Genomic DNA, 21,057 nt, shown 5'->3' with positions numbered 1-21,057 from the left:
TGAGCTATCCCAATTATAAACATTCTATTCGAAAAGACACAAAGAGAATCGTGTTTGGAAAGCACGGTTCTTTTTGGCTCTATAGGAAACACCGTGTTACTAGGGGACAGAACAGATAGAACAGGAAAGGAAATCAAACCATGGAAATCCGACAGCTCCGCTGCTTCGTAACCTGCGTGGAGGCAGGCTCCTTTACAGCAGCGGCAGAACTTTTATACACCACCCAGTCCTCGGTCAGCAAGACCATTCACGCCATGGAGCATGAGCTTCAGACTGAGCTTTTTGAACGGACAGGAAGGGGAATCCGGTTGACAGCCCGGGGACAGGAGCTTTATAACTATGCGGTCAACGTGCTGGATACTATGGAGCAGATCGAGCAGCTGGCCGGGAAAAGTCCGGTACGCAGTCTGAAGGTATCGGTGAATCCGTCCTCCTGGATGGAAGCGGCGTTTACGGAGTTTTATGAGCGCGCGTACCAGAAGGGCGACTATTATGAATACTTTGAGGGAAATGTCCGGGACGTCATCGAGCGGGTACAGAAAGGACAGGACGATCTGGGCTTCATTTATCTGTTGAAAGAACAGAGCGCCTCCGCCCAGTTCCTGATGCGGAAGTACCAGCTACAGTTTGAACCTCTAAAAAAAATTCAGTTGATGCTTTACGGAGGAAAAAAGATAGGACAATTTCCGCCAGCGGACGGAGAACTCCGCCTGGTTCAGGGAAGCCAGACAGAGGTGCGGCCGGAGGATGTGCTGCGCCTGGGAGCCATAGAGGGCATTTCCCTGGAATCACCGCAGACGTCTGTGACCACGAACAGCGGATCGCTGCTCCGTCATCTTCTGGAGTATTCTGATCTCTGGAATCTGAGCAGTGAAAGCCTGGATGGAACCTACAGTGGTACTGAGGGAATCCTGCTGGAGGGAAAAGAGAATGAGGTAGTGTTTGGCTGTGTCAGCAGAAATGAGGAACAGCTGGGCGAACTGGAGAAAGAATTTATCGCATATGTAAAGAGAAAACTGGAAAATTCCAAAAAAGAATGAAAATACAGGAAAAACAGGAATACGTAACAACCCCGCCTGGGGCTTGTGAAAAACCCATTCCTGCCTTACAATTTTATCAGAGAATAAAAATGTCCGAAATCCGATGTTTAGATTTTCGGGCATTTTTGTTGTGGAAAGGATTGTAATACATGAAAAAATATGTCTTAAAAAGACTTCTTCAGTTAATTCCGATCCTGCTGGCGATCACATTTCTTTCCTACGGCATGATGAGAGTTGCCGGAAGTGATGTGGTAGAGCAGAAAATGGAAAATACCGGAAGCGATATTTCGCAGGAAGTCGTGGATGCAGCCCGGGAGGAGCTTGGACTGGACAAGCCCTTTCTGACGCAGTATGTGGTCTGGCTGGGAGGACTTCTCCGCGGGGATATGGGAACCAGTTATGTGTCTGGTAAACCAGTGTTCTCCACATTTATATCCAAGCTTCCGGCAACGTTGCTTCTGACGGTCACATCGATTCTGCTGACGATTTTGATTTCTGTTCCGTTAGGTATTTTATCGGCGGTTCATCAAAACCGATGTTCAGATTATCTGATCCGGACATTCAGCTTTATTGGCAATAGTTTACCGAATTTTTTCGTATCGCTGTTATTGATGTATCTGTTTGCCATCCGTCTGGGCTGGTTTCCGGTAATTGCAACCGGAGTCAGTCTGAAAAGTGTTGCTATGCCGGCAATTACACTGGCCATTGCCATGAGCGCGAAATATCTTCGCCAGGTAAGGGTAACGGTGTTGGATGAACTGAGTAAAGATTATGTGGTCGGAGCAAAAGCAAGAGGCGTCAAATTCTCCAGAATCCTGTGGGGCAGTGTTATGAAAGCTTCTCTGGTAACAATCATTACCTTGTTGATGTTATCAGTGGGAAGTCTTCTGGGAGGAACTGCAATTGTAGAATCTATCTTCATGTGGGATGGGGTCGGAAAGATGGCAGTGGATGCTATCAGCATGCGTGACTACCCGATTATTCAGGCTTATGTGATGTGGATGGCGATTATTTATGTGGCGGTCAATCTGCTGACAGATATTTCCTATCGCTTTCTGGATCCGAGGATCCGTCTGGGAGGTGATCGGGAATGAGTCAGGAGCGTCAGGTGACTGTCCGGGTTCAGAAAGTGAAGAGAAACCGGATCCGGATGAAATTATTTTTGTTTGCAGCACTGGCAGCGACATTGCTGCTGATTACGATTTTTGCAAAGGATATCTGTCCTTATGATCCTTACGCACAGGATCTGTCCCAGGCCATGCAGCCGCCCAGCGCGACTCATCTGATGGGAACGGATACCTATGGCCGGGATATGCTGTCCCGCGTACTGATTGGAGCGCAGACCAGTATTTCTTCTACGTTTGCTTTGGTCGCAATCATTACAGTGTTTGGAACGATAGTTGGAATTTTCTGTGGTTATTATGGCGGAGTTGTTGATTCCGTGATGATGCGGATCTCGGACATCTGCCTGGCATTTCCGGGTCTGGTGTTTGCTATGGCAGTTGCAGCCATTTTAAATGGTGGTGTGCAGAATGCGGTCATTGCACTGGCACTGATCAGCTGGCCGAAGTATTCCAGAATTGCCAGAAGCCAGACCTTGTCCATGAAGAGTCTGCCGTACATGCAGGCCGCGCAGCTGGCAGGTGATTCGGCGCTTCAGATGATTCTCCGGCATGTGCTTCCCAATATTGTCGGACCGATTCTGGTTACCTCTATGTTAGATATCGGTACGATGATGATGGAGATTGCAGGACTGTCGTTTTTGGGTCTGGGAGCCCAGCCTCCGGTGGCGGAGTGGGGAAGCATGATGAGCAGTGGCCGGAGCATGCTGCAGACCTATCCCTGGATTGTATTATCTCCGGGACTGGCCATCTTTGTATCTGTGGTGATATTTAACCTTCTGGGAGATACGATCCGTGATTATATGGATCCGAAGAACTCTCATTCAAGGTAGATATAAAAAAGTAAAAGAAACGGGGAATAAACATATGAAAAAAAGAACAGGAAAAATTCTTGCATTACTTCTGTCGCTGACCATGATGGCAGGCGTCATGGCAGGCTGTGGTTCAGAAAAGACAGATGGATCTGCAGACAGTACAAGTACACAGGCTGCAACCGATGCAGGTACCACTGGTAAAAAGACATTTGTATTTGGCGATACCACATTTAATGCAGAAAACGAGGAATCTACGATTGACCCGCACAGTGCATACTGCGGATGGGCATGTATGCGCTATGGAGTCGGAGAGACTCTGATGAAGATCAATGATTCCATGAAACTGGAACCGTGGATCGCAGAAGGCTATGAGCTGGTAGATAATCTTACCTGGAAAATCACCTTAAAAGATGGGGTGTGCTTTTCCAATGGAAAACCTTGTGATGCGGAAGCGGTAAAGAAATGTCTGGAGGATCTGATCGCTGTGCATGAGCGCGCGGCAGGAGATTTGAAGATTGCGTCTATAGAGGCAGACGGTCTGGTGCTGACGATCCATACGGCTGAAGAGTGTCCGAGTCTGATGAACTATCTGTCTGAGCCCTATGGATGTATCATTGATGTGGATGAGGGTGTGACGGATGACGGAATCGTGGTTGGTACGGGTCCGTATGTGGCAACCGAGCTGGTGACAGATGATCATCTGAAGCTTGTGAAAAATGAAAATTACTGGGATGGAAATGTGAACATAGATGAGATCACAGTCCGTACCATTTCAGATGGAGATACTCTGGCACTGGCACTGCAGTCCGGCGAGATCAATGCGGCATATGGTATGGCATATGCAAGCTATCCGATTTTTGAAAATGACAAGTTCCAGTTTACCAGTGTGCAGACCAGCCGTTCCTTTTACGTACAGATGAATTATGCATCTCCGGTTGTGGCAGATGACGCAGTCCGTGAAGCCATTGCCATGGGTATTGATAAGGAATCTTTTGTTAAGGTGCTTCTGAATGGATATGGATATGTGGCAACGGGTGCCTTTCCTGATACGGTAGCGTTCGGAGGTTCCACACTGAATGCGAAGACTTATGATCCGGAAACAGCGAAAGCGGTTTTGGAAGAAGCCGGATGGACCGACAGCGATGGTGATGGAATCCGTGAAAAAGACGGACAGAAGCTGACCATCCGGTGGCTTACCTATCCGAGCCGTCAGGAACTGCCGCTGCTGGCAGAGGCTGCACAGAGCACTCTGAAAGAGATCGGAATAGAGGTACAGATCAACGCAACTGCAGACCACAATACGATCTGTAAAGATCCGGCAGCATGGGATGTATATGTAGGCGCTAATGTAAACTGTGGTCTGGGAGATCCGACTAACTTCTTCTCTACACATTGTCTGGATGCGTCCACCAAGAACCGTGGGCAGTATCACAGCGATGATCTGGAAGAGCTGGCAGTGAAACTGAACAGCACTTTCGATGTGACAGAGAGAAACCAGATTGCCATTGAGATGCAGCAGCAGCTTCTGGATGATGATGCGTTTGTATTCTGCTCTTTCTTAAAGATGAGTATGATCAGTCAGGCAAATGTGACAGGCCTTACCGCACATGCGTGCGATTACTATGAGCTGACGGCTGATCTTGATATCAACGAAATATGATATCATTTTGACAGTGATTCAGGAGTTATGGAATGGACGATACATTATTGAAATATGATTCCGTGGAGATCTCTTTTGGCGGAAATCCTGTGGTTCATGATATTTCCTTCTCTCTTCGTCCGGGAGAGATCCTTGGACTGGTAGGAGAATCCGGAAGCGGGAAAAGCACATTGATCAAGGCTGCCATGGGACTGCTTGACGACAATGGCCTGGTGACCAGAGGAGATATTACATTTAAGGGAGAAAATCTGGTGGATATGCCGGAACGGGAGCTTCGACTCATACGTGGCGCCGGAATCGGCATGATCTTTCAGGATGCAGGCGCTTCGCTTTGCCCGATCCGGACCATTGGAAGTCAGATTTGCGAGAGCATGGGAGCACATGGAAAAATCACGGAGGCGGATGCAAAGGCACGTGCCCTTGAGCTTTTATCAAAACTGAATTTTAAGGAACCGGAGCAGATCTGGGACAGCTATCCTTTTGAAATGTCCGGAGGCATGAATCAGCGCGCAGGTATCGCCATTTCCATGCTGATGAATCCGCCGGTATTGTTTGCGGACGAGCCTACCAGTGCGCTGGATGTGACGGTTCAGAGGCAGGTGGTTCAGGAGATGCTTCGTGTCCGGGAATTGTTTGGAACGGCGATCATCATCGTGACGCATGATATTGGTGTGGTGTCGGCTATGGCAGATACCGTGCTGGTCCTTCAGAATGGAAACAGGATGGAATATGGTCCGGCAAAATCAGTGTTGGAACATCCGCGCAATGAATATACAAAAGAGCTTCTATCTGCAGTACCGAAGCTTAGAAGGAGTTGAGTATGGAAAACATTTTACAGGTGAAAGGTCTGAAAAAAGTATTCCATCAACATGGAAAACGGGATGTGACTGCGGTAGAAAACATGAGCTTTTCTTTGCGGGCAGGGGAAATCCTTGGAATTGTCGGAGAATCCGGAAGCGGAAAGAGTACAGTTGCAAAATTGATTACAAGATTGGAAGCTGTGACAGAGGGACAGATTATTCTGGATGGGCAGGATATCACACATCGAAAAGGCAGGGCACTTAAAAGTATTTATGATAAAATTCAGATGGTCTTCCAGAATCCGGTTGGTTCCTTTGATCCGAGAAAGACATTAGGCTATGGAATCGGAGAAAGCCTGAAAAACAGAGGCGTTCCCAAAGAGGAGATCCGAAAAAAAACAGCGAACCTGTTGGAGCAGTGTGGCCTGGAGGCTTCTTACATGGACAGATATCCCCATCAGGTCAGCGGAGGTCAGTGCCAGAGGGCTGCCATTGCCAGAGCATTGGCGGTAGAACCTCAGATTATTATTTGTGATGAAGCTACCAGCGCGCTGGATGTGACAGTTCAGAAGAAAGTGCTCGATCTGCTTATGAATTTACAGGAGAATAAGAAGCTGTCCTATGTTTTTATCTGTCATAACCTTGCACTGGTGCAGCAGTTTTGTGACCGTGTCATCGTTATGAAAGATGGGCGGATCGTAGAAGAAGGGATCCCGGATGAAGTGATTCAGAATCCAAAGGACGCATATACGAAAATGCTGGTAGATTCCGTATTATAAATTAAATCAGATTTAGAACAAATTTTTATCCCCCCGGGAGGCTTGTGGCCTCCGGGGGGCTTTGTTATAATTTTTACCAATAAGAACATGCGGCTGAGACGGAGAAGCACGCTGCATGAGATACGGGAGAGAGACAACATGGGACAGATGCTTGGCAGAATTGAAGAGTACTGGACAAACCGGGCGGAAGGGTACTCACAGGTAAATCAAGAGGAGCTGGCGACAGAGCAGAAGAACCGGTGGCTTAAGGCACTGGAAATGGAGTTCCCGCACCGGGATCCGAAGGATATCAGAGTGCTGGATATCGGCACCGGCCCGGGCTTTTTCGCCATCATTCTGGCGAAGGCGGGCTACCAGGTGACAGCCGTGGATTACACGGAGGAGATGCTCTGTAAAGCGAAGGAAAATGCAGGCCGTTATGCGGACAGGATCCGTTGGATGCGCATGGACGCCCAGAAGCTGGAACTGCCGGACAATCAGTTCGACGTGGCGGTATCCCGAAATCTGACCTGGAATCTGGAGAATCCGGACGAGGCATACAAGGAATGGAAGCGGGTACTGAAGCCCGGCGGACAGCTTCTGAATTTCGACGCCAACTGGTACGGCCATCTCTTTGACGCCGAGAAGCGCCGGGAATATGAGGAAGATCGGAAGCATGTGGAGGAGCAGGCCATGGAGGACCATTATATCGGTACGGATATTGATGAAATGGAAGAAATTGCCAGAAATGTTCCCTTAAGTCCGGTGATTCGTCCTGCCTGGGATATGAAGGTATTGAAGAATCTGGGCTTTCAGAGCGTCCGTACAGATGAGCAGGTATGGCAGAGAGTCTGGAGCGACACAGAGAAAGTAAATTACGCATCGACACCGATGTTTATGATTAAGGCGGTAAAATAGAGATGGAAGAGATAAAGAAAGAGATATCTTCCTACTGGACCGGGCGAAGTGAAGACTTCGCCCGTCTTCGTGAGGAGGAGTTAAACAGTGAAATGGCTGAGCTTTGGCTTCGGGAACTGAAGAAGGGGCTGCCGGAGGGAGAAACTTTACGGATTCTGGATGTGGGAACCGGCTGCGGCTTTTTCTCCGTGCTGCTGGCGAAGTTGGGCCATCAGGTAACCGGTATTGATCTGACACCGGCTATGATAGAGAAGGCGAAAATGATTGCAGACGAGCGGGACGTGCAGGTAGATTTCGAAGTGATGGATGCGGAGCATCCGGATTTTCCTGATGGCACGTTCGACGTGATCGTTTCCCGGAACCTGACCTGGACCCTGCCCCACCCGGCGGAGGCATACGGCGAGTGGCTGCGGGTACTGAAAGACGGTGGTGTGATTCTGAATTTTGACGCGGATTACGGGAAAGAGGATCTGCTGGGGGAGCTTAAGAGTCTTCCGGAGGAGCACGCCCACAATCATATGAGCTGCGGTCAGCTGGAGGAATGTGATAAGATTAAAAAGCAGCTTATGATAAATGGTATGAGCCGTCCATCCTGGGATGTGGAGATATTAAAGCATCTCGGATGCGCGGAGGTGACGGTGGATCCGGATGTCTATCAGCGTATTTACCGGGAAGAAAACAGCCCGTTTTATAATCCGATGCCGGTATTTGGCCTGCGTGTCATAAAATAGTTATGATATCCCGATTTTCCCATTTGAAAATCGGGATATTTGCTTGCAAAGACGGAAAAAGTCCGTTATGATATAAAAAACGCTTGACAAATAAAGGCAGAGCCTATATAATCCTACTTAACCAATAGGAAATACGGGTAACATGAAAAACAAGGAGGAGTATATTATGAGAAAGCTGACAAAGAAACTTGCGGCACTGGCACTCGGCGTAGTAACAGCTGCGTCTCTGACTGCATGCGGCGGCAGCAGCAAGGGAGTTACCATCGCAGTACCGAACGACACCACCAATGAGGCCAGAGCCCTTCTTCTGCTGGAGGAGAACGGATATATCAAGCTGAAGGACGGCGCAGGCATCACCGCTACCGTAGCAGATATCGCGGAGAATCCCTATGATATCACCTTCAAAGAGGTAGAGGCGGCGCAGGTACCGAACGTGCTGAAGGACGTAGATTACGCTATCATCAATTCCAACTATGCCATTGACGCGGGTCTGAACCCCACAGAGGACGCGCTGACCATGGAAGGTTCCTCTTCCGCGTACAGCAATATCCTGGCAGTTAAGGAGGGCAATGAGAACACAGATAAGATCAAAGCTCTGAAGGCAGCCCTGGAGAGCCAGGCGGTAGCAGATTACATCACAGAGCAGTATGACGGAGCAGTGATCAGTACCGTGGACAATCCCACAGATGGTTATGACGCAAGTGTAGATTACGACGCACTGGCAGGAACTACCATTACCGTAGCGGCTTCCCCGGCGCCCCATGCAGACATCCTGAAGCTGGCAAAAGATATCCTGGCTGAGAAGGACATCACCCTGGATATTATGGAGTTCACAGACTATGTACAGCCGAACAATGTAGTAGACAGCGGCGAGGTAGACGCAAACTACTTCCAGCACAAGCCGTATCTGGATGACTTCAACGAGCAGAACGGAACCCACATTGTATCTGTAGCGGCTATCCATGTAGAGCCCATGGGACTGTACGGCGGCAAGCAGACAAGTCTGGACGCGATTACAAAATAATGCTATAATAAAAGAAGTGACAGCCGACGGTCTGCGGCAAGCAGGCTGTCGGCTTTTCGGATCTACAAGAAAAATCCAGACGGAGGGGTTTTATGATTGAAATCAAAAATCTGACAAAAGAATTTCAGACCGCGGACGGCACTGTGGAAGCGCTCCGGGATGTAAACCTGACCATCGAAAACGGCGACATTTACGGCATCATCGGCATGAGCGGCGCCGGCAAGAGTACCCTGGTGCGCTGCATCAATATGCTGGAGCGTCCCACCAAGGGGCAGGTGCTCATCGACGGCCGGGATATCGCGCAATTATCAGATAAGGAGCTGCGCGCGGTGCGCCGGGATGTGACTATGATTTTCCAGGGCTTCAACCTGCTGATGCAGCGGACCTGCCTGAAAAATATCTGCTTTCCCCTGGAACTCATCGGGATGGACAAGGAAAAGGCAAAAAAACGTGCCCTGGAGCTTTTGGATGTGGTTGGGCTTCCCGATAAGGCCAATGCCTATCCGGCTCAGCTCTCCGGCGGCCAGCAGCAGCGTATCGCCATTGCGAGAGCCCTGGCCACCGATCCGAAGGTGCTGCTCTGCGACGAGGCCACCAGTGCCCTGGATCCGAAGACGACCCATGCGATTCTGGAACTGATTCGGGACATCAATGAGCGTCTTGGCATTACGGTCATCATCATTACCCATCAGATGAGCGTGGTAGAAGAGATCTGCAGCCGGGTGGCTATTCTGGATTCCGGCTCCGTGGTGGAAGAGGGCGTGGTAAGCGAGGTGTTTTCCAGTCCCAAGTCCAAAGCGGCCAAGCGTCTGGTCTTCCCGGACGGCGCCGACGAGATTCTGGAGGAGGTTCCGGGCGAGCGCCGGATCCGTGTCGTATTCAGCGGCGCGGTAGCATCGAGAGAACCCCTGATTGCGAAAATGGCTATCGACGAGCAGATTACAGCCAGTATTCTGGGCGCGTCCACCAAGAGTATCGGCGACAAGGCCTATGGCAATATGCTGCTTGGACTGCCGGATGATGACGATGTAGTAAAACGTGCGATTTCCTACTTAAGCAGCATTCCGGATGTACTGGTAGAGGAGGTGACAGGCGATGTTCGATAAATTATTTTCCCCGGAAACCATAGAGGAGACCCTGCGGATTCTGCAGACAGAGATTCCGCTGGCCTGTTGGGAGACCGTCTATGTGACGGTTCTGGCGACAGCTTTTGCGGTGATTCTTGGCCTGCCTCTCGGCGTGCTTCTGGTGGTGGGCGAGAAGGACGGCGTGCGTCCCCTGCCGAAGGGCGTCATGCATGTGCTGAATGTAATCATTAACCTGCTTCGTTCTGTGCCGTTCCTGATTCTGATGATTATGGTATTTCCGCTGACGAGACTCATTGTGGGAACTGCAGTCGGAACCGTGGCGTCCATTGTGCCGCTGGTTATCGCGGCCTTTCCCTTTGTGGCCCGGCTAGTGGAGGGAAGCCTCAGAGAGGTAAATCCGAATATCATCGAGATGGCCCAGAGCATGGGCGCTTCCCCGTTTCAGATTATCGTAAAGGTGCTGATTCCGGAGAGCGTGCCGTCCCTGATTTCCAATTTCACCATCGCTATCACGACGATTCTCGGCTACTCAGCCATGAGCGGTATCATCGGCGGAGGCGGTCTTGGTAAAATCGCCATCAACTACGGCTATTACCGTTATAAATATCTGGTTATGCTGATTGCTGTGGTACTTCTGATCGTGCTGGTGCAGATTTTCCAGAGCGTAGGAACGCATCTTTCTGTAAAATCAGATAAGCGGTTGAAGGGAAAATAGAAAATCATAAAACTCGAAAGGGCAGTTATCGGTTGACGGTAACAGCCCTTTAGTGCTATGATTAAGAGTGGCAGGCGGGAACGCCTAATCTATGCGAAAAAAGGAAGTGAGGAGTCCGTGGACGGGCGAAGTCGAAGTTGTGGCTTAAGAGAGAATAGAATAGAGACAGACACGGATTTTTCTTACAGATAGTTAAACTGTCGTTACCCGGCGGCAGATGCGGGTGCTGTGCCTGTCGATGTGGGAGGACAAGAGTGCATGGCAATCGGAAGTTATGACCGGGAGGAGCTAAACGAGCTCCTGGAAGGACGACAGTTCCGGAAGCTGCGTGAGACGATGTCGGAGATGAACGAGGTCGATATCGCGGAGTTTATCGAAGAGCTGGAGGCGGAAAAGAAGGTTCTTGTATACCGGATGCTGCCCAAGGAACTGGCGGCAGACGTATTTTCATTCCTGGAGGTAGACGACCAGGAGCATATTATCAACAGTATTACCGACTATGAGTTGGGCAAGATCGTCGAGGATCTGTATGTGGACGATGCGGTGGATATGCTGGAGGAATTACCGGCCATCGTAGTCAAGCGTGTGCTGCAGAACGCGACGCCGGAAACACGGAATCTGATCAATCAGTTCTTACAGTATCCGGAGAACAGCGCCGGAAGCATTATGACAGCGGAATATATCGGCCTGAAGCGGAACATGACCGTAGAACAGGCCTTTGCGTACATCCGGGAAAATGGTGTCGATAAGGAAACCATTTACACCTGCTTTGTGACGGACAGCAAGCGTTGTCTGCAGGGTGTAGTGACTGTGAAGGATCTGCTCATGAACCCTTATGACACAATCATAAAGGACATCATGGATGAAAATATCATCTACGCAGTGACCACAGAGGATCGGGAGGACGTAGTAGAGACGTTTAATAAGTATGACTTACTGTGTCTGCCGGTAGTCGATCACGAGGATCGCCTGGTGGGCATCGTCACCGTTGATGACGCGGTGGAGGTCATGGAACAGGAGGCCACCGAGGACTTCGAAAAAATGGCGGCTATGTTCCCGTCAGAGAAGCCCTATCTTCGGACCGGCGTGCTGGAGCTTGCGAAAAACCGTATTCCCTGGCTGTTAATTTTGATGTTTACGTCGATTTTGAGCGGCGCGATCCTGATGGATTACCGGGAGGCGATTCAGGTGCTTCCCCTGCTTTTAAGCTTTGTCCCCATGCTGATGGACACCAGCGGCAACTGCGGCAATCAGAGCAGCACCATGGTTATCCGTGGTATGGCGGTGGGCGATATCGAACTGAAGGACGTCTTGCGGGTGGTCTGGAAGGAGTTCCGGGTGGGACTGCTGTGCGGCGCGGTACTGGCGGCAGCCAACTTTATCCGGCTGATTTTACAGTATCCGGACCGACAGGCCCTAAATTTGGTCATCGTCCTTTCCCTGATGCTGGCCATTGTACTGGCGAAGATCATCGGCTGCGTTCTGCCGATGCTGGCAGAGAAAATGAAGCTGGATCCGGCGATTATGGCTGCGCCCCTCATTACCACCATCGTGGACGCCAGCAGCCTTCTGATTTATTTTAAAATAGCGAGTATGTTATTACATTTATCATAAAAATAATTTATAAGAGGAGAACACAAGATGTTAGGAGATAAAAAAGTATTATACAGCGGCATGCAGTCCACCGGAAACCTGACTCTGGGAAACTATCTGGGAGCCCTGAAAAACTGGATTACCTTAAGCGATGAGTATGAGTGCTTCTACAGCGTGGCGAATATGCATTCCATCACAGTCCGTCAGAATCCGGCGGAGCTTCGGAAGCATGCAAGAGAGCTTCTGACCCTGTTCATCGCGGCGGGTATCGATCCGGAGAAGAACTGCATCTATTATCAGTCCCATGTACCGGCCCATGCAGAGCTGGCATGGATTCTGAACTGCTACACCTACATGGGTGAGCTGAGCCGTATGACCCAGTTCAAGGACAAGTCCGCCAAGCACGCGGACAATATCAACGCAGGCCTCTTTACCTATCCGGTATTGATGGCGGCAGATATCCTGCTTTATCAGGCGGATGTGGTTCCGGTGGGTATTGATCAGATGCAGCATCTGGAGATTACCCGGGATATCGCCCAGCGTTTTAACAGCATTTACGGTGACGTATTTACCATACCGGAGGCTTATGTCGGAAAAGTAGGCGCGAAGATTATGAGCCTGCAGGAGCCGTCCAGAAAGATGTCCAAGTCCGACGAGAACCCCAATGGCAGCATCTATCTGATGGACGATCCGGATACCATTATGCGGAAGTTCAAGCGCGCCGTGACTGACTCCGAGGGTCAGATCCGCTACCGCGACGAGCAACCGGGTATCAAGAACCTGATCAGCATTTACTGCGCATGCACCGGCAAGACGCCGGAAGAGGTGGAACGGGAGTTCGACGGCAGGGGCTATGGCGAGTTTAAGCCGGCAGTCGGCGAGGCAGTTATCTCCGTTCTGAAGCCGCTGCAGGCTCGGGTAGCTGAACTGACCCGCGACAAGGCGTACATTGATTCCGTGATCAAAAATAATGCAGAAAAAGCGGATTATGTGGCCAATAAAACGCTGCGGAAGGTTCAGAAGAAAGTAGGCTTCCCGGATAAAATCCGTTAAGCAGATGATTTGACAGGAGGTATCTGACATGAAAAGTATCAAACCGGAAGAACTGGATAAAAATGTATTTCATATGATCGGCAGGGAGTGGCTGCTGGTCACTGCAGAGAAGGCGGGCAAGGTGAACACCATGACCGCTTCCTGGGGCGGCCTGGGCGTCATGTGGGGCAAAAATGTGGCCTATATTGTACTGCGTCCCCAGCGATACACAAAGGAGTTCGTAGACGCAGGCGAGACGTTCTCCCTGTCTGTGCTGGACGAGGAGTACCGGAAAACCTTGAGTTATCTGGGTACCGTGTCCGGACGGGATGAGGATAAGATTACGAAGGCAGGTCTTACGGTAGAACATGCGGACGGCACGCCCTATTTCGGCGAAGCTAATACCGTGCTGGTGTGCAGAAAGCTGTACGCCCAGAACTACGATCCGGCCTGTTTCATTGACAAGTCCTGCGATGAAAAATGGTATCCGGATAAGGATTACCATACTCTGTACATCGCAGAGGTGGAGAAGGTTCTGGTCAGAGAATAAGAAATCCGGGTATGAGAACGGCGGCTTTGCAGGAGAAATCCTGTGTAGCCGCCGCTTTTGTTGAGAAAAAATATTGTAAAAATATTTGACCTATAATAAGGATGATAGCTGAAAATTGCGCAGAACCCACTATATTTTGTGAAAAAATATATAAAGTAAGGCTTTGCATAAATGTTTTTCTACAAAATGTCGGATGAAAAATACCGTTTCTCAAAGAAAAACAGAAAAGAAATGGAAAAGAACAGATAAAGTTTCTGTGAAAAGTGCGAAAAACAGCGGAAAAGCAGAAAAAGTAAGTTCGTGAAAAGAATATCAATATTCAACAAAGTGTATGATTGCTGATTTTGAAAGAGAACACTATAATAGGACACATAGTAGATAAGAGATACGAACGAATCACTTGTTAAATTATCTACAAAAAACCACAGACGTCGGCCGCAGAAGGGCCGATAACTATGAAAGGAGAAGTTTTACAATGGGATTCAAAACTGACATCGAAATCGCACAGGAAACAGAGATGCTGCCGATTACTGACATCGCGGCAAAGGCAGGTATCGACGACAAATATCTGGAGCAGTACGGAAAGTACAAAGCAAAAATTGACTACAATCTGCTGAAGGAGAAACCGGCTGAAAACGGCAAGCTGATTCTGGTAACTGCTATCAACCCGACTCCGGCAGGAGAAGGAAAGACTACCACATCCGTAGGCCTGGCAGACGGTATGCAGAAGATTGGCAAGAAGGTTATGGTAGCCCTTCGTGAGCCGTCCCTGGGACCGGTATTCGGCGTAAAGGGCGGAGCAGCAGGCGGTGGATACGCACAGGTAGTTCCGATGGAGGATATCAACCTTCACTTCACCGGCGACTTCCACGCAATCGGCGCGGCGAACAACCTGCTGGCAGCGATGATTGACAACCACATCTTCCAGGGCAACGCTCTGAACATCGACCCGAGAAAGATTACCTGGAGAAGATGCGTAGATATGAATGACCGTCAGCTGCGTAACGTAGTAGACGGACTTGGCGGAAAGACCAACGGTATGCCGAGAGAGGACGGCTACGATATCACCGTAGCATCCGAGATTATGGCTGTTCTGTGTCTGGCTAAGGACATCACAGACCTGAAGGAAAGACTTGCAAGAATTATCATCGGATATACATACGGAAAGGTTTCCGAGCAGAAGCCGGTTACCGCTGGTGATCTGAACGCACAGGGCGCTATGGCAGCTCTTCTGAAGGACGCTCTGAAACCGAACCTGGTACAGACTCTGGAGCATGTACCGGCTATCGTACACGGTGGACCGTTCGCGAACATCGCTCACGGCTGCAACTCTGTAACCGCTACTAAGATGTGCCTGAACCTGGCTGATTACACTATCACAGAGGCAGGCTTCGGCGCTGACCTGGGTGCTGAGAAGTTCCTGGATATCAAGTGCCGTATGGCAGGTCTGAAGCCGAACGCAGTCGTTATCGTAGCGACTGTACGTGCTCTGAAGTACAACGGCGGCGTGCCGAAGGCAGACCTGAACAATGAGAACCTGGAGGCTCTGGAGGCTGGTCTTCCGAACCTGCTGAAGCATGTAAGCAACATCACCAATGTATACAAGCTTCCCTGCGTAGTTGCTATCAACGCATTCCCGACCGATACCAAGGCAGAGCTTGACCTGGTAGAGAAGAAGTGCAAGGAGCTGGGTGTAAATGTCGTTCTGTCCGAAGTATGGGCAAAAGGCGGCGAAGGCGGCGTAGCTCTTGCGGAAGAAGTGGTACGTCTCTGCGAGCAGCCCAACGACCAGTTCACATACTCCTACGAGCTTGAGGGAACCAGCATTGAGGATAAGCTGAACGCTATCGTAACCAAGATCTACGGCGGCAAGAGAGTTGTCCTGACCGCAAACGCTCAGAAGCAGGCGAAGCAGCTTGAGGCTATGGGCTTTGGTAACTGCCCGATCTGTGTGGCTAAGACACAGTACAGCCTGACAGACGACCAGACCAAGTTGGGCGCTCCGAAGGACTTCGAGGTAACCGTTCGTAACCTGAAGATTTCCGCAGGCGCAGGCTTCATCGTAGCACTGACCGGCGAAATCATGACCATGCCCGGACTGCCGAAGGTACCGGCTGCAGAGAGAATCGACGTAGACGAGACCGGCAAGATCAGCGGCCTGTTCTAAGAAAATCCGGATTGCATCAGTATTTTCTTAGATGCTCCGCAGGATGCACACGGATTTGCAGAGGAAGTTGTCGCTTCGCGACGCAAATCCGGCGCAGGAAACGCTTGAACAGCGTTTCCATAGAATTAGCTACCCATTATAAACCCAAATAAATAGACACAAGGGAAGGACCATCAGGCCCTTCCCACTTGTGCGCATAGGGAAATGTATGGTATAATTGGAATATCATTTTGATACATAAAGGAGAACGATATGGGATTTTCAACCAGCAGATGTGATGAATTTGTAGAGGTACTGGCTTCCAAGGCTCCCGTTCCGGGCGGCGGCGGAGCATCCGCACTGGTAGGCGCAGTGGGCACTGCCCTGGGCAACATGGTAGGCAGCCTGACCGTAGGCAAGAAGAAGTACGCAGACGTAGAGGAAGAGATGTACGCGCTGAAGGAGAAGGCGACGGCTCTTCAGAAGGATTTCCTTCGTCTGATTGAGCGTGACGCAGAGGTATTCGAGCCCCTGGCCAAAGCTTATGGCATGCCCCGTGAGACCGAGGAGGAGAAGGCGGAGAAGGCGCGCGTCATGGCGATCGTGCTGAAGGACGCCTGCTCTGTCCCCATGGAGATCATGGAGAAGTGCTGTGAGGCGCTGGATCTTATCGTAGAGTTTGCGGCAAAGGGTTCCGCTCTTGCTATCAGTGATGCAGGCGTAGGCGCTGCGTTCTGCAAGGCGGCTCTTCAGGGTGCTTCCCTGAATGTATTTATCAACACCAAGTCCATGGCGGACAAGGAGTATGCGGCAGAGCTGAACGCCAAGGCGGATGCTATGCTTGAAAAGTACACCAAGATTGCGGACGACATTTTCGCAAGTGTCACAGCGAGACTGAGATAAAATAAAAGGAAGGAAATAAAAAAATGGCAAAGCAGTTATTAGGAAAAGAAGTAACAGCAGCACTGAACGAGCGCATTAAAGCAGATGTGGCAGCATTGAAGGAAAAGGGAATCAACCCCACACTGGGAATCATCCGTGTAGGCGAGAACGAGAGCGACATCTCCTATGAGAGAGGCGCAACCAAGCGCTGCGAGACTCTGGGCGTAGCATGTGAGAAGATTCTGCTTCCGGCAGACGCTACCCAGGAGCAGGTTCTGGCAGCAGTTGATAAGGTGAACAAGGACGACAATATTCACGGCGTTCTGCTGTTCCGTCCGCTTCCGAAGCACCTGAACCAGACCGAGATCGAGAATGCACTGGATCCGGCCAAGGATGTAGACTGTATGACCGATGGTTCCATGTCCGGTGTATTTACCGGCAAGGCTGTAGGCTTCCCGCCCTGTACACCGCAGGCATGCATGGAGATTCTGGATCATTACGGAATCGACTGCACAGGCAAGAAGGCTGTTGTGATCGGACGTTCTCTGGTAGTTGGTAAGCCGGCTGCCATGATGCTGATCAAGAAGAACGCGACCGTAACCGTCTGCCATACCAAGACTGTGGATATGCCCAGCGTAGCGCGCGAGGCTGATATCCTTATCGTAGCAGCAGGCCGCGCAGGCGTTGTAACCAAGGATTATGTGGCTCCGGGCCAGACCGTCATTGACGTGGGAATCAACGTAAACGCAGAGGGCAAGCTGTGCGGCGACGTGGCTTACGCAGAGGTTGAGCCCATCGTAGACGCTATCACTCCGGTGCCGGGCGGCGTTGGAAGTGTAACCACCTCCGTGCTGGTTGGACATGTGGTAGAGGCAGCTAAGAGAAAATATATGTAAAGAAAAAGCGGCTTACATAGCCGGTTAAGAGACGGCCCGGGCGGGAAAAAATGAGGTGTCCCCTCAAAATCCTGCTTAGGGCTGTTTTTTTGTTGCCAGTGACAGGTCCTGCAGGTTGACTTTTGGGGCAGGTTTTCGTACACTATGTATGACGATACCAAAGAGGAGGTATTTCTCATTATGAAACTGAGCACCGCTATCCTGGCAGATAAGTTAAAATCCAAATTCGGACTACAGAACAAAAAGGCCCTGTCCGATGAACTGCATCTGGAGCAGGTCTTATTTTACGACGACGGAGACGAGATGCAGCCGGACAAAATCTATATTTATACCCAGAAGCCGGGCGCGGCGGAGATGCTGGTGGTTCCGGAGCGGACAGTACTGTTCTGCATGGGTAAGGTACATACAAGAAATACCGAGAACGACGGCCAGGTTTTTCAGGTTATTGACGAGACGTCGCCCTTTACGCTTCTGAATGAAATTCAGCGGATTTTCGATTATTACGACCGGTGGGAGAAGCGCCTTCAGGAGCTGACACGACAGGCTGACAATATTCAGGAGCTTCTGGACGAGAGCTTCCGGATCTTCCTGAATCCCATTATCGTAAGCTCCGCCGACTATTTTGTTATCGGCTATTCCAGCGTCATTGATACCCGGGAGGAGTTGTCCAGCCTGGTGGATTTGGATTCTGTCATTCAGTCCAGCGATGAGTACCAGAACGGCAAGCGCATCCTGAACCAGCGGAAAAAGCGGGGGGCATACTACCTGCCGGAATACATCACCGGAGCCCGGACTCTTCGCGTGAATCTATTTGAAAATGCTCAGTTTATTTATCAGATTATGATGGTGGAAAGCTTAAGTCGGTTCAAGTCCTATGACGGCGCGCTTCTGGAATATCTGTCTGCCTATATTCAGACGGCCCTGGCCCGCTTAATTGATTCCCGGGTGGAAATCGGGCACCGGCTGGATCGTATCCTATCCGACATACTGTCCAATCCGGGTCGTGACAATAAGAGCGCTGAAAAATGGTTTTCGGAATTCGGCTGGCTGGCGATGCATCGCTATTTCTGTGTCAGCCTGAAGGTCAATTCCCTGGACTGGGCCAATATGACCGTCCGATTCATTTGCAAACACATGGAAAGTATGCTGGGAAAATGTGGAAGCTGCGCCTTCCAGTATGAAAATAATATCGCCATTTTCGTCAACCTGACGCTGATGGAGAGCGGAGCGGAGGAGGTGCTGGAGAAAATGGAGAGCTTTCTGAAGGATACCTTTTTAAAGGCCGGGGTCAGCAATGAATTTACAGGCTTTGAGCAGTTGGATGCCTATTACCGGCAGGCGGTGACAGCTCTGGATGTGGGCTGCAGGAGAAAGCCCTATCGCTGGATTTACCGTTTCGACGAGGTGGCCCTGGACTACGTGCTGGAGCGGAGCAGCTCAGAGCTTCCGGTGCGTCTGGTCTGCTCAGATCGGATTTTGAAGCTGCAGGCCTACGACGAGGCACATCACACAGATTATTATCACACCCTGAAGACCTATGTGGAGAGTCAGCTGAACGCAGTACAGACCGCAAAGAAGCTGTTTATCCACCGAAGTACCTTTTTATACCGAATGGAAAAGATCGAAGAGCTGGTGAAGCTGGATTTGAATGATTACGACACGCTTCTCTATGTGATGATGACCTTCCGGATTCTGGAGCAGGAGGAACAGAAATAGGAAACAGAATAGAAAGTATACCCCTTGCATATATTTTAACAGCATATATGGAAGGGGTATTTTTATGGACAAAAATTCCGAATATAATCTGTATCAGGATATCCAGACCCGGACGGGAGGCGAGATCTATCTGGGGGTGGTGGGGCCGGTGCGGACCGGAAAATCCACCTTTATCAAGCATTTTATGGATCTGTGCGTGCTGCCGGGGATAGCGGATGAGCATGAACGGACCAGAACCCGGGATGAACTGCCCCAGTCGGCGGCGGGCAAGACGATTATGACCACGGAGCCCAAATTTATTCCCAAGGAAGCGGCCAGCGTGCGGATTTCCGAGGATGTGGAAATGAAGCTTCGGATGATTGACTGCGTGGGCTTTCTGGTGCCCGGAAGCGAGGGGCATATCGAGGACGGGGCCGAGCGCATGGTGAAGACACCCTGGATGGAAGAAGAGATTCCATTTTCAGAAGCCGCGGAGATAGGGACCAGGAAGGTGATTGCCGAGCATGCCACGGTGGGCATCGTGGTGACCTGCGACGGTTCCTTTGGCGACATTCCCCGGGCCAATTACATAGAGGCGGAGGAGCGGACCGTGGCGGAGCTTAAGAACCTGGGGAAGCCGTTCCTGATTCTGCTGAATTCGGAAAAGCCCTACAGCGAGCCCGTGACCACGGAGGCGGCTGCCCTGCAGGAGAAATACGGCGTGGCGGTGCTGCCGGTGAACTGCGCGCAGCTTAAAAAAGAGGATGTGACGAAGATTCTGACCCAGCTTCTCTACGCGTTCCCGCTGGTGCGCGTGGAATTTTTCGCGCCCCGTTGGACGGAAATGCTGCCGCCGGAGCATAAAATCAGGCAGGATATGATTGCCCATATCCGGGAAATGGCAGAGCGCCTTCAGACTATCCGGGATATGAAGCAGGAGAATCTGGAGCTGGACAGCGCGTATATTCAGCGGGCTGTGCTTAAGGAGGTGCGGCTGGACAGCGGCAGCGCCCGGGTGCAGTTCGATGTGGATGAGAAATATTATTACGAGCTGCTGGGCGAGCTGACCGGCAGTGAGATTCCGGATGAATATGAGCTGATAGCCCTTTTGAAAGAGCTGTCCCGGATGAAACGGGAGTACGAGAAGGCAGAGACGGCGCTTCGGGCCGTGCGGCAAAAGGGCTATGGCGTCATGCTGCCGGAGAAGGCGGAAATCACTCTGGAGGAGCCGGAGCTGATTCACCAGGGGAGCAAGTACGGCGTAAAAATTCGTTCCGTAGCTCCCAGTATCCACCTGATCCGGGCCAACATTGAGACCGAGATTGCGCCTATCGTAGGAAATGAGGACCAGGCCCGGGATTTGATTACCTATCTGAAGGACAGCGCCGGGAGCGGGGAAGGAATCTGGAATACGAATATCTTTGGCAAGTCCGTGGAGGAGCTGGTAGAGGATGGTATCCGCAGCAAGATTTATCAGATTGGGGATGAAAGTCAGGTGAAGCTTCAGGATACCATGCAGAAGATTGTAAATGAAAGCACCGGCGGGCTGGTGTGTATCATTATCTGAGAGAGTGCCGGAACAGGAAGATCGGG

General features: G+C 50.6%; 18 protein-coding genes and 2 pseudogenes. All 20 read left to right on the top strand.

Annotated features, from left to right (window positions below):
• Positions 1-140: 140 nt before the first annotated feature.
• The 20 genes and pseudogenes from ACESZP_RS10970 to spoIVA all read left to right on the top strand — a co-directional run bounded on the left by ACESZP_RS10970 (position 141) and on the right by spoIVA (position 21,031).
• Positions 141-1,040, top strand: coding sequence for a LysR family transcriptional regulator (locus ACESZP_RS10970; protein ID WP_499709039.1), 900 nt, complete (start codon positions 141-143; stop codon positions 1,038-1,040).
• Positions 1,041-1,189: 149 nt separating this feature from the next.
• Complete coding sequence (gene nikB, locus ACESZP_RS10965; RefSeq protein ID WP_499709038.1) at positions 1,190-2,134, top strand: nickel ABC transporter permease; 945 nt, start codon at positions 1,190-1,192, stop codon at positions 2,132-2,134.
• The gene (gene nikC, locus ACESZP_RS10960; protein ID WP_178038665.1) at positions 2,131-2,994 is read left to right on the top strand and encodes a nickel transporter permease; all 864 of its coding nucleotides are present in this window, start codon (positions 2,131-2,133) and stop codon (positions 2,992-2,994) included. The genes nikB and nikC overlap by 4 nt, the downstream gene beginning before the upstream one ends.
• Positions 2,995-3,028: 34 nt before the next feature.
• Positions 3,029-4,636, top strand: a complete 1,608-nt coding sequence (locus tag ACESZP_RS10955) for an ABC transporter substrate-binding protein (RefSeq protein ID WP_499709037.1) — start codon at positions 3,029-3,031, stop codon at positions 4,634-4,636.
• Between the two features lie 32 nt (positions 4,637-4,668).
• Positions 4,669-5,454, top strand: a complete 786-nt coding sequence (locus tag ACESZP_RS10950; protein ID WP_499709036.1) for an ABC transporter ATP-binding protein — start codon at positions 4,669-4,671, stop codon at positions 5,452-5,454.
• A 2-nt stretch (positions 5,455-5,456) separates the two neighbouring features.
• Positions 5,457-6,215, top strand: coding sequence for an ABC transporter ATP-binding protein (locus ACESZP_RS10945; RefSeq protein WP_499709035.1), 759 nt, complete (start codon positions 5,457-5,459; stop codon positions 6,213-6,215).
• Positions 6,216-6,353: 138 nt separating this feature from the next.
• Entirely contained in the window at positions 6,354-7,112 is a 759-nt protein-coding gene (locus ACESZP_RS10940) for a class I SAM-dependent methyltransferase (protein WP_499709034.1), read from the top strand.
• Between the two features lie 2 nt (positions 7,113-7,114).
• Positions 7,115-7,843: a class I SAM-dependent methyltransferase gene (locus tag ACESZP_RS10935; RefSeq protein ID WP_499709033.1), complete on the top strand. Its 729-nt coding sequence runs from the start codon at positions 7,115-7,117 to the stop codon at positions 7,841-7,843.
• Positions 7,844-8,093: 250 nt separating this feature from the next.
• Positions 8,094-8,507: pseudogene (locus ACESZP_RS10930) on the top strand (MetQ/NlpA family ABC transporter substrate-binding protein); the annotation flags it as partial.
• Positions 8,508-8,576: 69 nt separating this feature from the next.
• Positions 8,577-8,858 (top strand): annotated as a pseudogene (locus tag ACESZP_RS10925) (MetQ/NlpA family ABC transporter substrate-binding protein); the annotation flags it as partial.
• Positions 8,859-8,959: 101 nt separating this feature from the next.
• A complete protein-coding gene (locus ACESZP_RS10920; RefSeq protein ID WP_499709032.1) occupies positions 8,960-9,973 on the top strand; it encodes a methionine ABC transporter ATP-binding protein in 1,014 nt (337 codons plus the stop codon).
• Positions 9,963-10,670: an ABC transporter permease subunit gene (locus tag ACESZP_RS10915; protein WP_178038673.1), complete on the top strand. Its 708-nt coding sequence runs from the start codon at positions 9,963-9,965 to the stop codon at positions 10,668-10,670. Before ACESZP_RS10920 ends, ACESZP_RS10915 begins: the two co-directional genes overlap by 11 nt.
• Positions 10,671-10,928: 258 nt before the next feature.
• Positions 10,929-12,284, top strand: coding sequence for a magnesium transporter (mgtE, locus tag ACESZP_RS10910; protein ID WP_499709031.1), 1,356 nt, complete (start codon positions 10,929-10,931; stop codon positions 12,282-12,284).
• Positions 12,285-12,311: 27 nt separating this feature from the next.
• On the top strand, positions 12,312-13,316 hold the full coding sequence (gene trpS / locus ACESZP_RS10905) for a tryptophan--tRNA ligase (protein ID WP_178038675.1): 1,005 nt from the start codon (positions 12,312-12,314) through the stop codon (positions 13,314-13,316).
• Positions 13,317-13,344: 28 nt separating this feature from the next.
• Complete coding sequence (locus ACESZP_RS10900; RefSeq protein ID WP_178038676.1) at positions 13,345-13,845, top strand: flavin reductase; 501 nt, start codon at positions 13,345-13,347, stop codon at positions 13,843-13,845.
• A 475-nt stretch (positions 13,846-14,320) separates the two neighbouring features.
• Positions 14,321-16,012, top strand: coding sequence for a formate--tetrahydrofolate ligase (locus tag ACESZP_RS10895; protein WP_499709030.1), 1,692 nt, complete (start codon positions 14,321-14,323; stop codon positions 16,010-16,012).
• A 252-nt stretch (positions 16,013-16,264) separates the two neighbouring features.
• Entirely contained in the window at positions 16,265-16,894 is a 630-nt protein-coding gene (locus ACESZP_RS10890; protein WP_349164219.1) for a cyclodeaminase/cyclohydrolase family protein, read from the top strand.
• 23 nt (positions 16,895-16,917) lie between these two features.
• Entirely contained in the window at positions 16,918-17,769 is an 852-nt protein-coding gene (locus ACESZP_RS10885) for a bifunctional 5,10-methylenetetrahydrofolate dehydrogenase/5,10-methenyltetrahydrofolate cyclohydrolase (protein ID WP_158361867.1), read from the top strand.
• 180 nt (positions 17,770-17,949) lie between these two features.
• A complete protein-coding gene (locus ACESZP_RS10880; protein ID WP_499709029.1) occupies positions 17,950-19,485 on the top strand; it encodes a PucR family transcriptional regulator in 1,536 nt (511 codons plus the stop codon).
• A 64-nt stretch (positions 19,486-19,549) separates the two neighbouring features.
• Positions 19,550-21,031 (top strand): stage IV sporulation protein A, encoded by a 1,482-nt coding sequence (spoIVA, locus tag ACESZP_RS10875; protein WP_178039474.1) that lies wholly within the window; start codon positions 19,550-19,552, stop codon positions 21,029-21,031.
• The last annotated feature ends 26 nt before the right edge of the window (positions 21,032-21,057 follow it).

Source organism: Candidatus Dorea massiliensis AP6 (genome assembly GCF_964245105.1).
Classification (GTDB): domain Bacteria; phylum Bacillota; class Clostridia; order Lachnospirales; family Lachnospiraceae; genus Laedolimicola; species Laedolimicola intestinihominis.
This window is presented reverse-complemented; position numbering and strand designations above follow the sequence as displayed.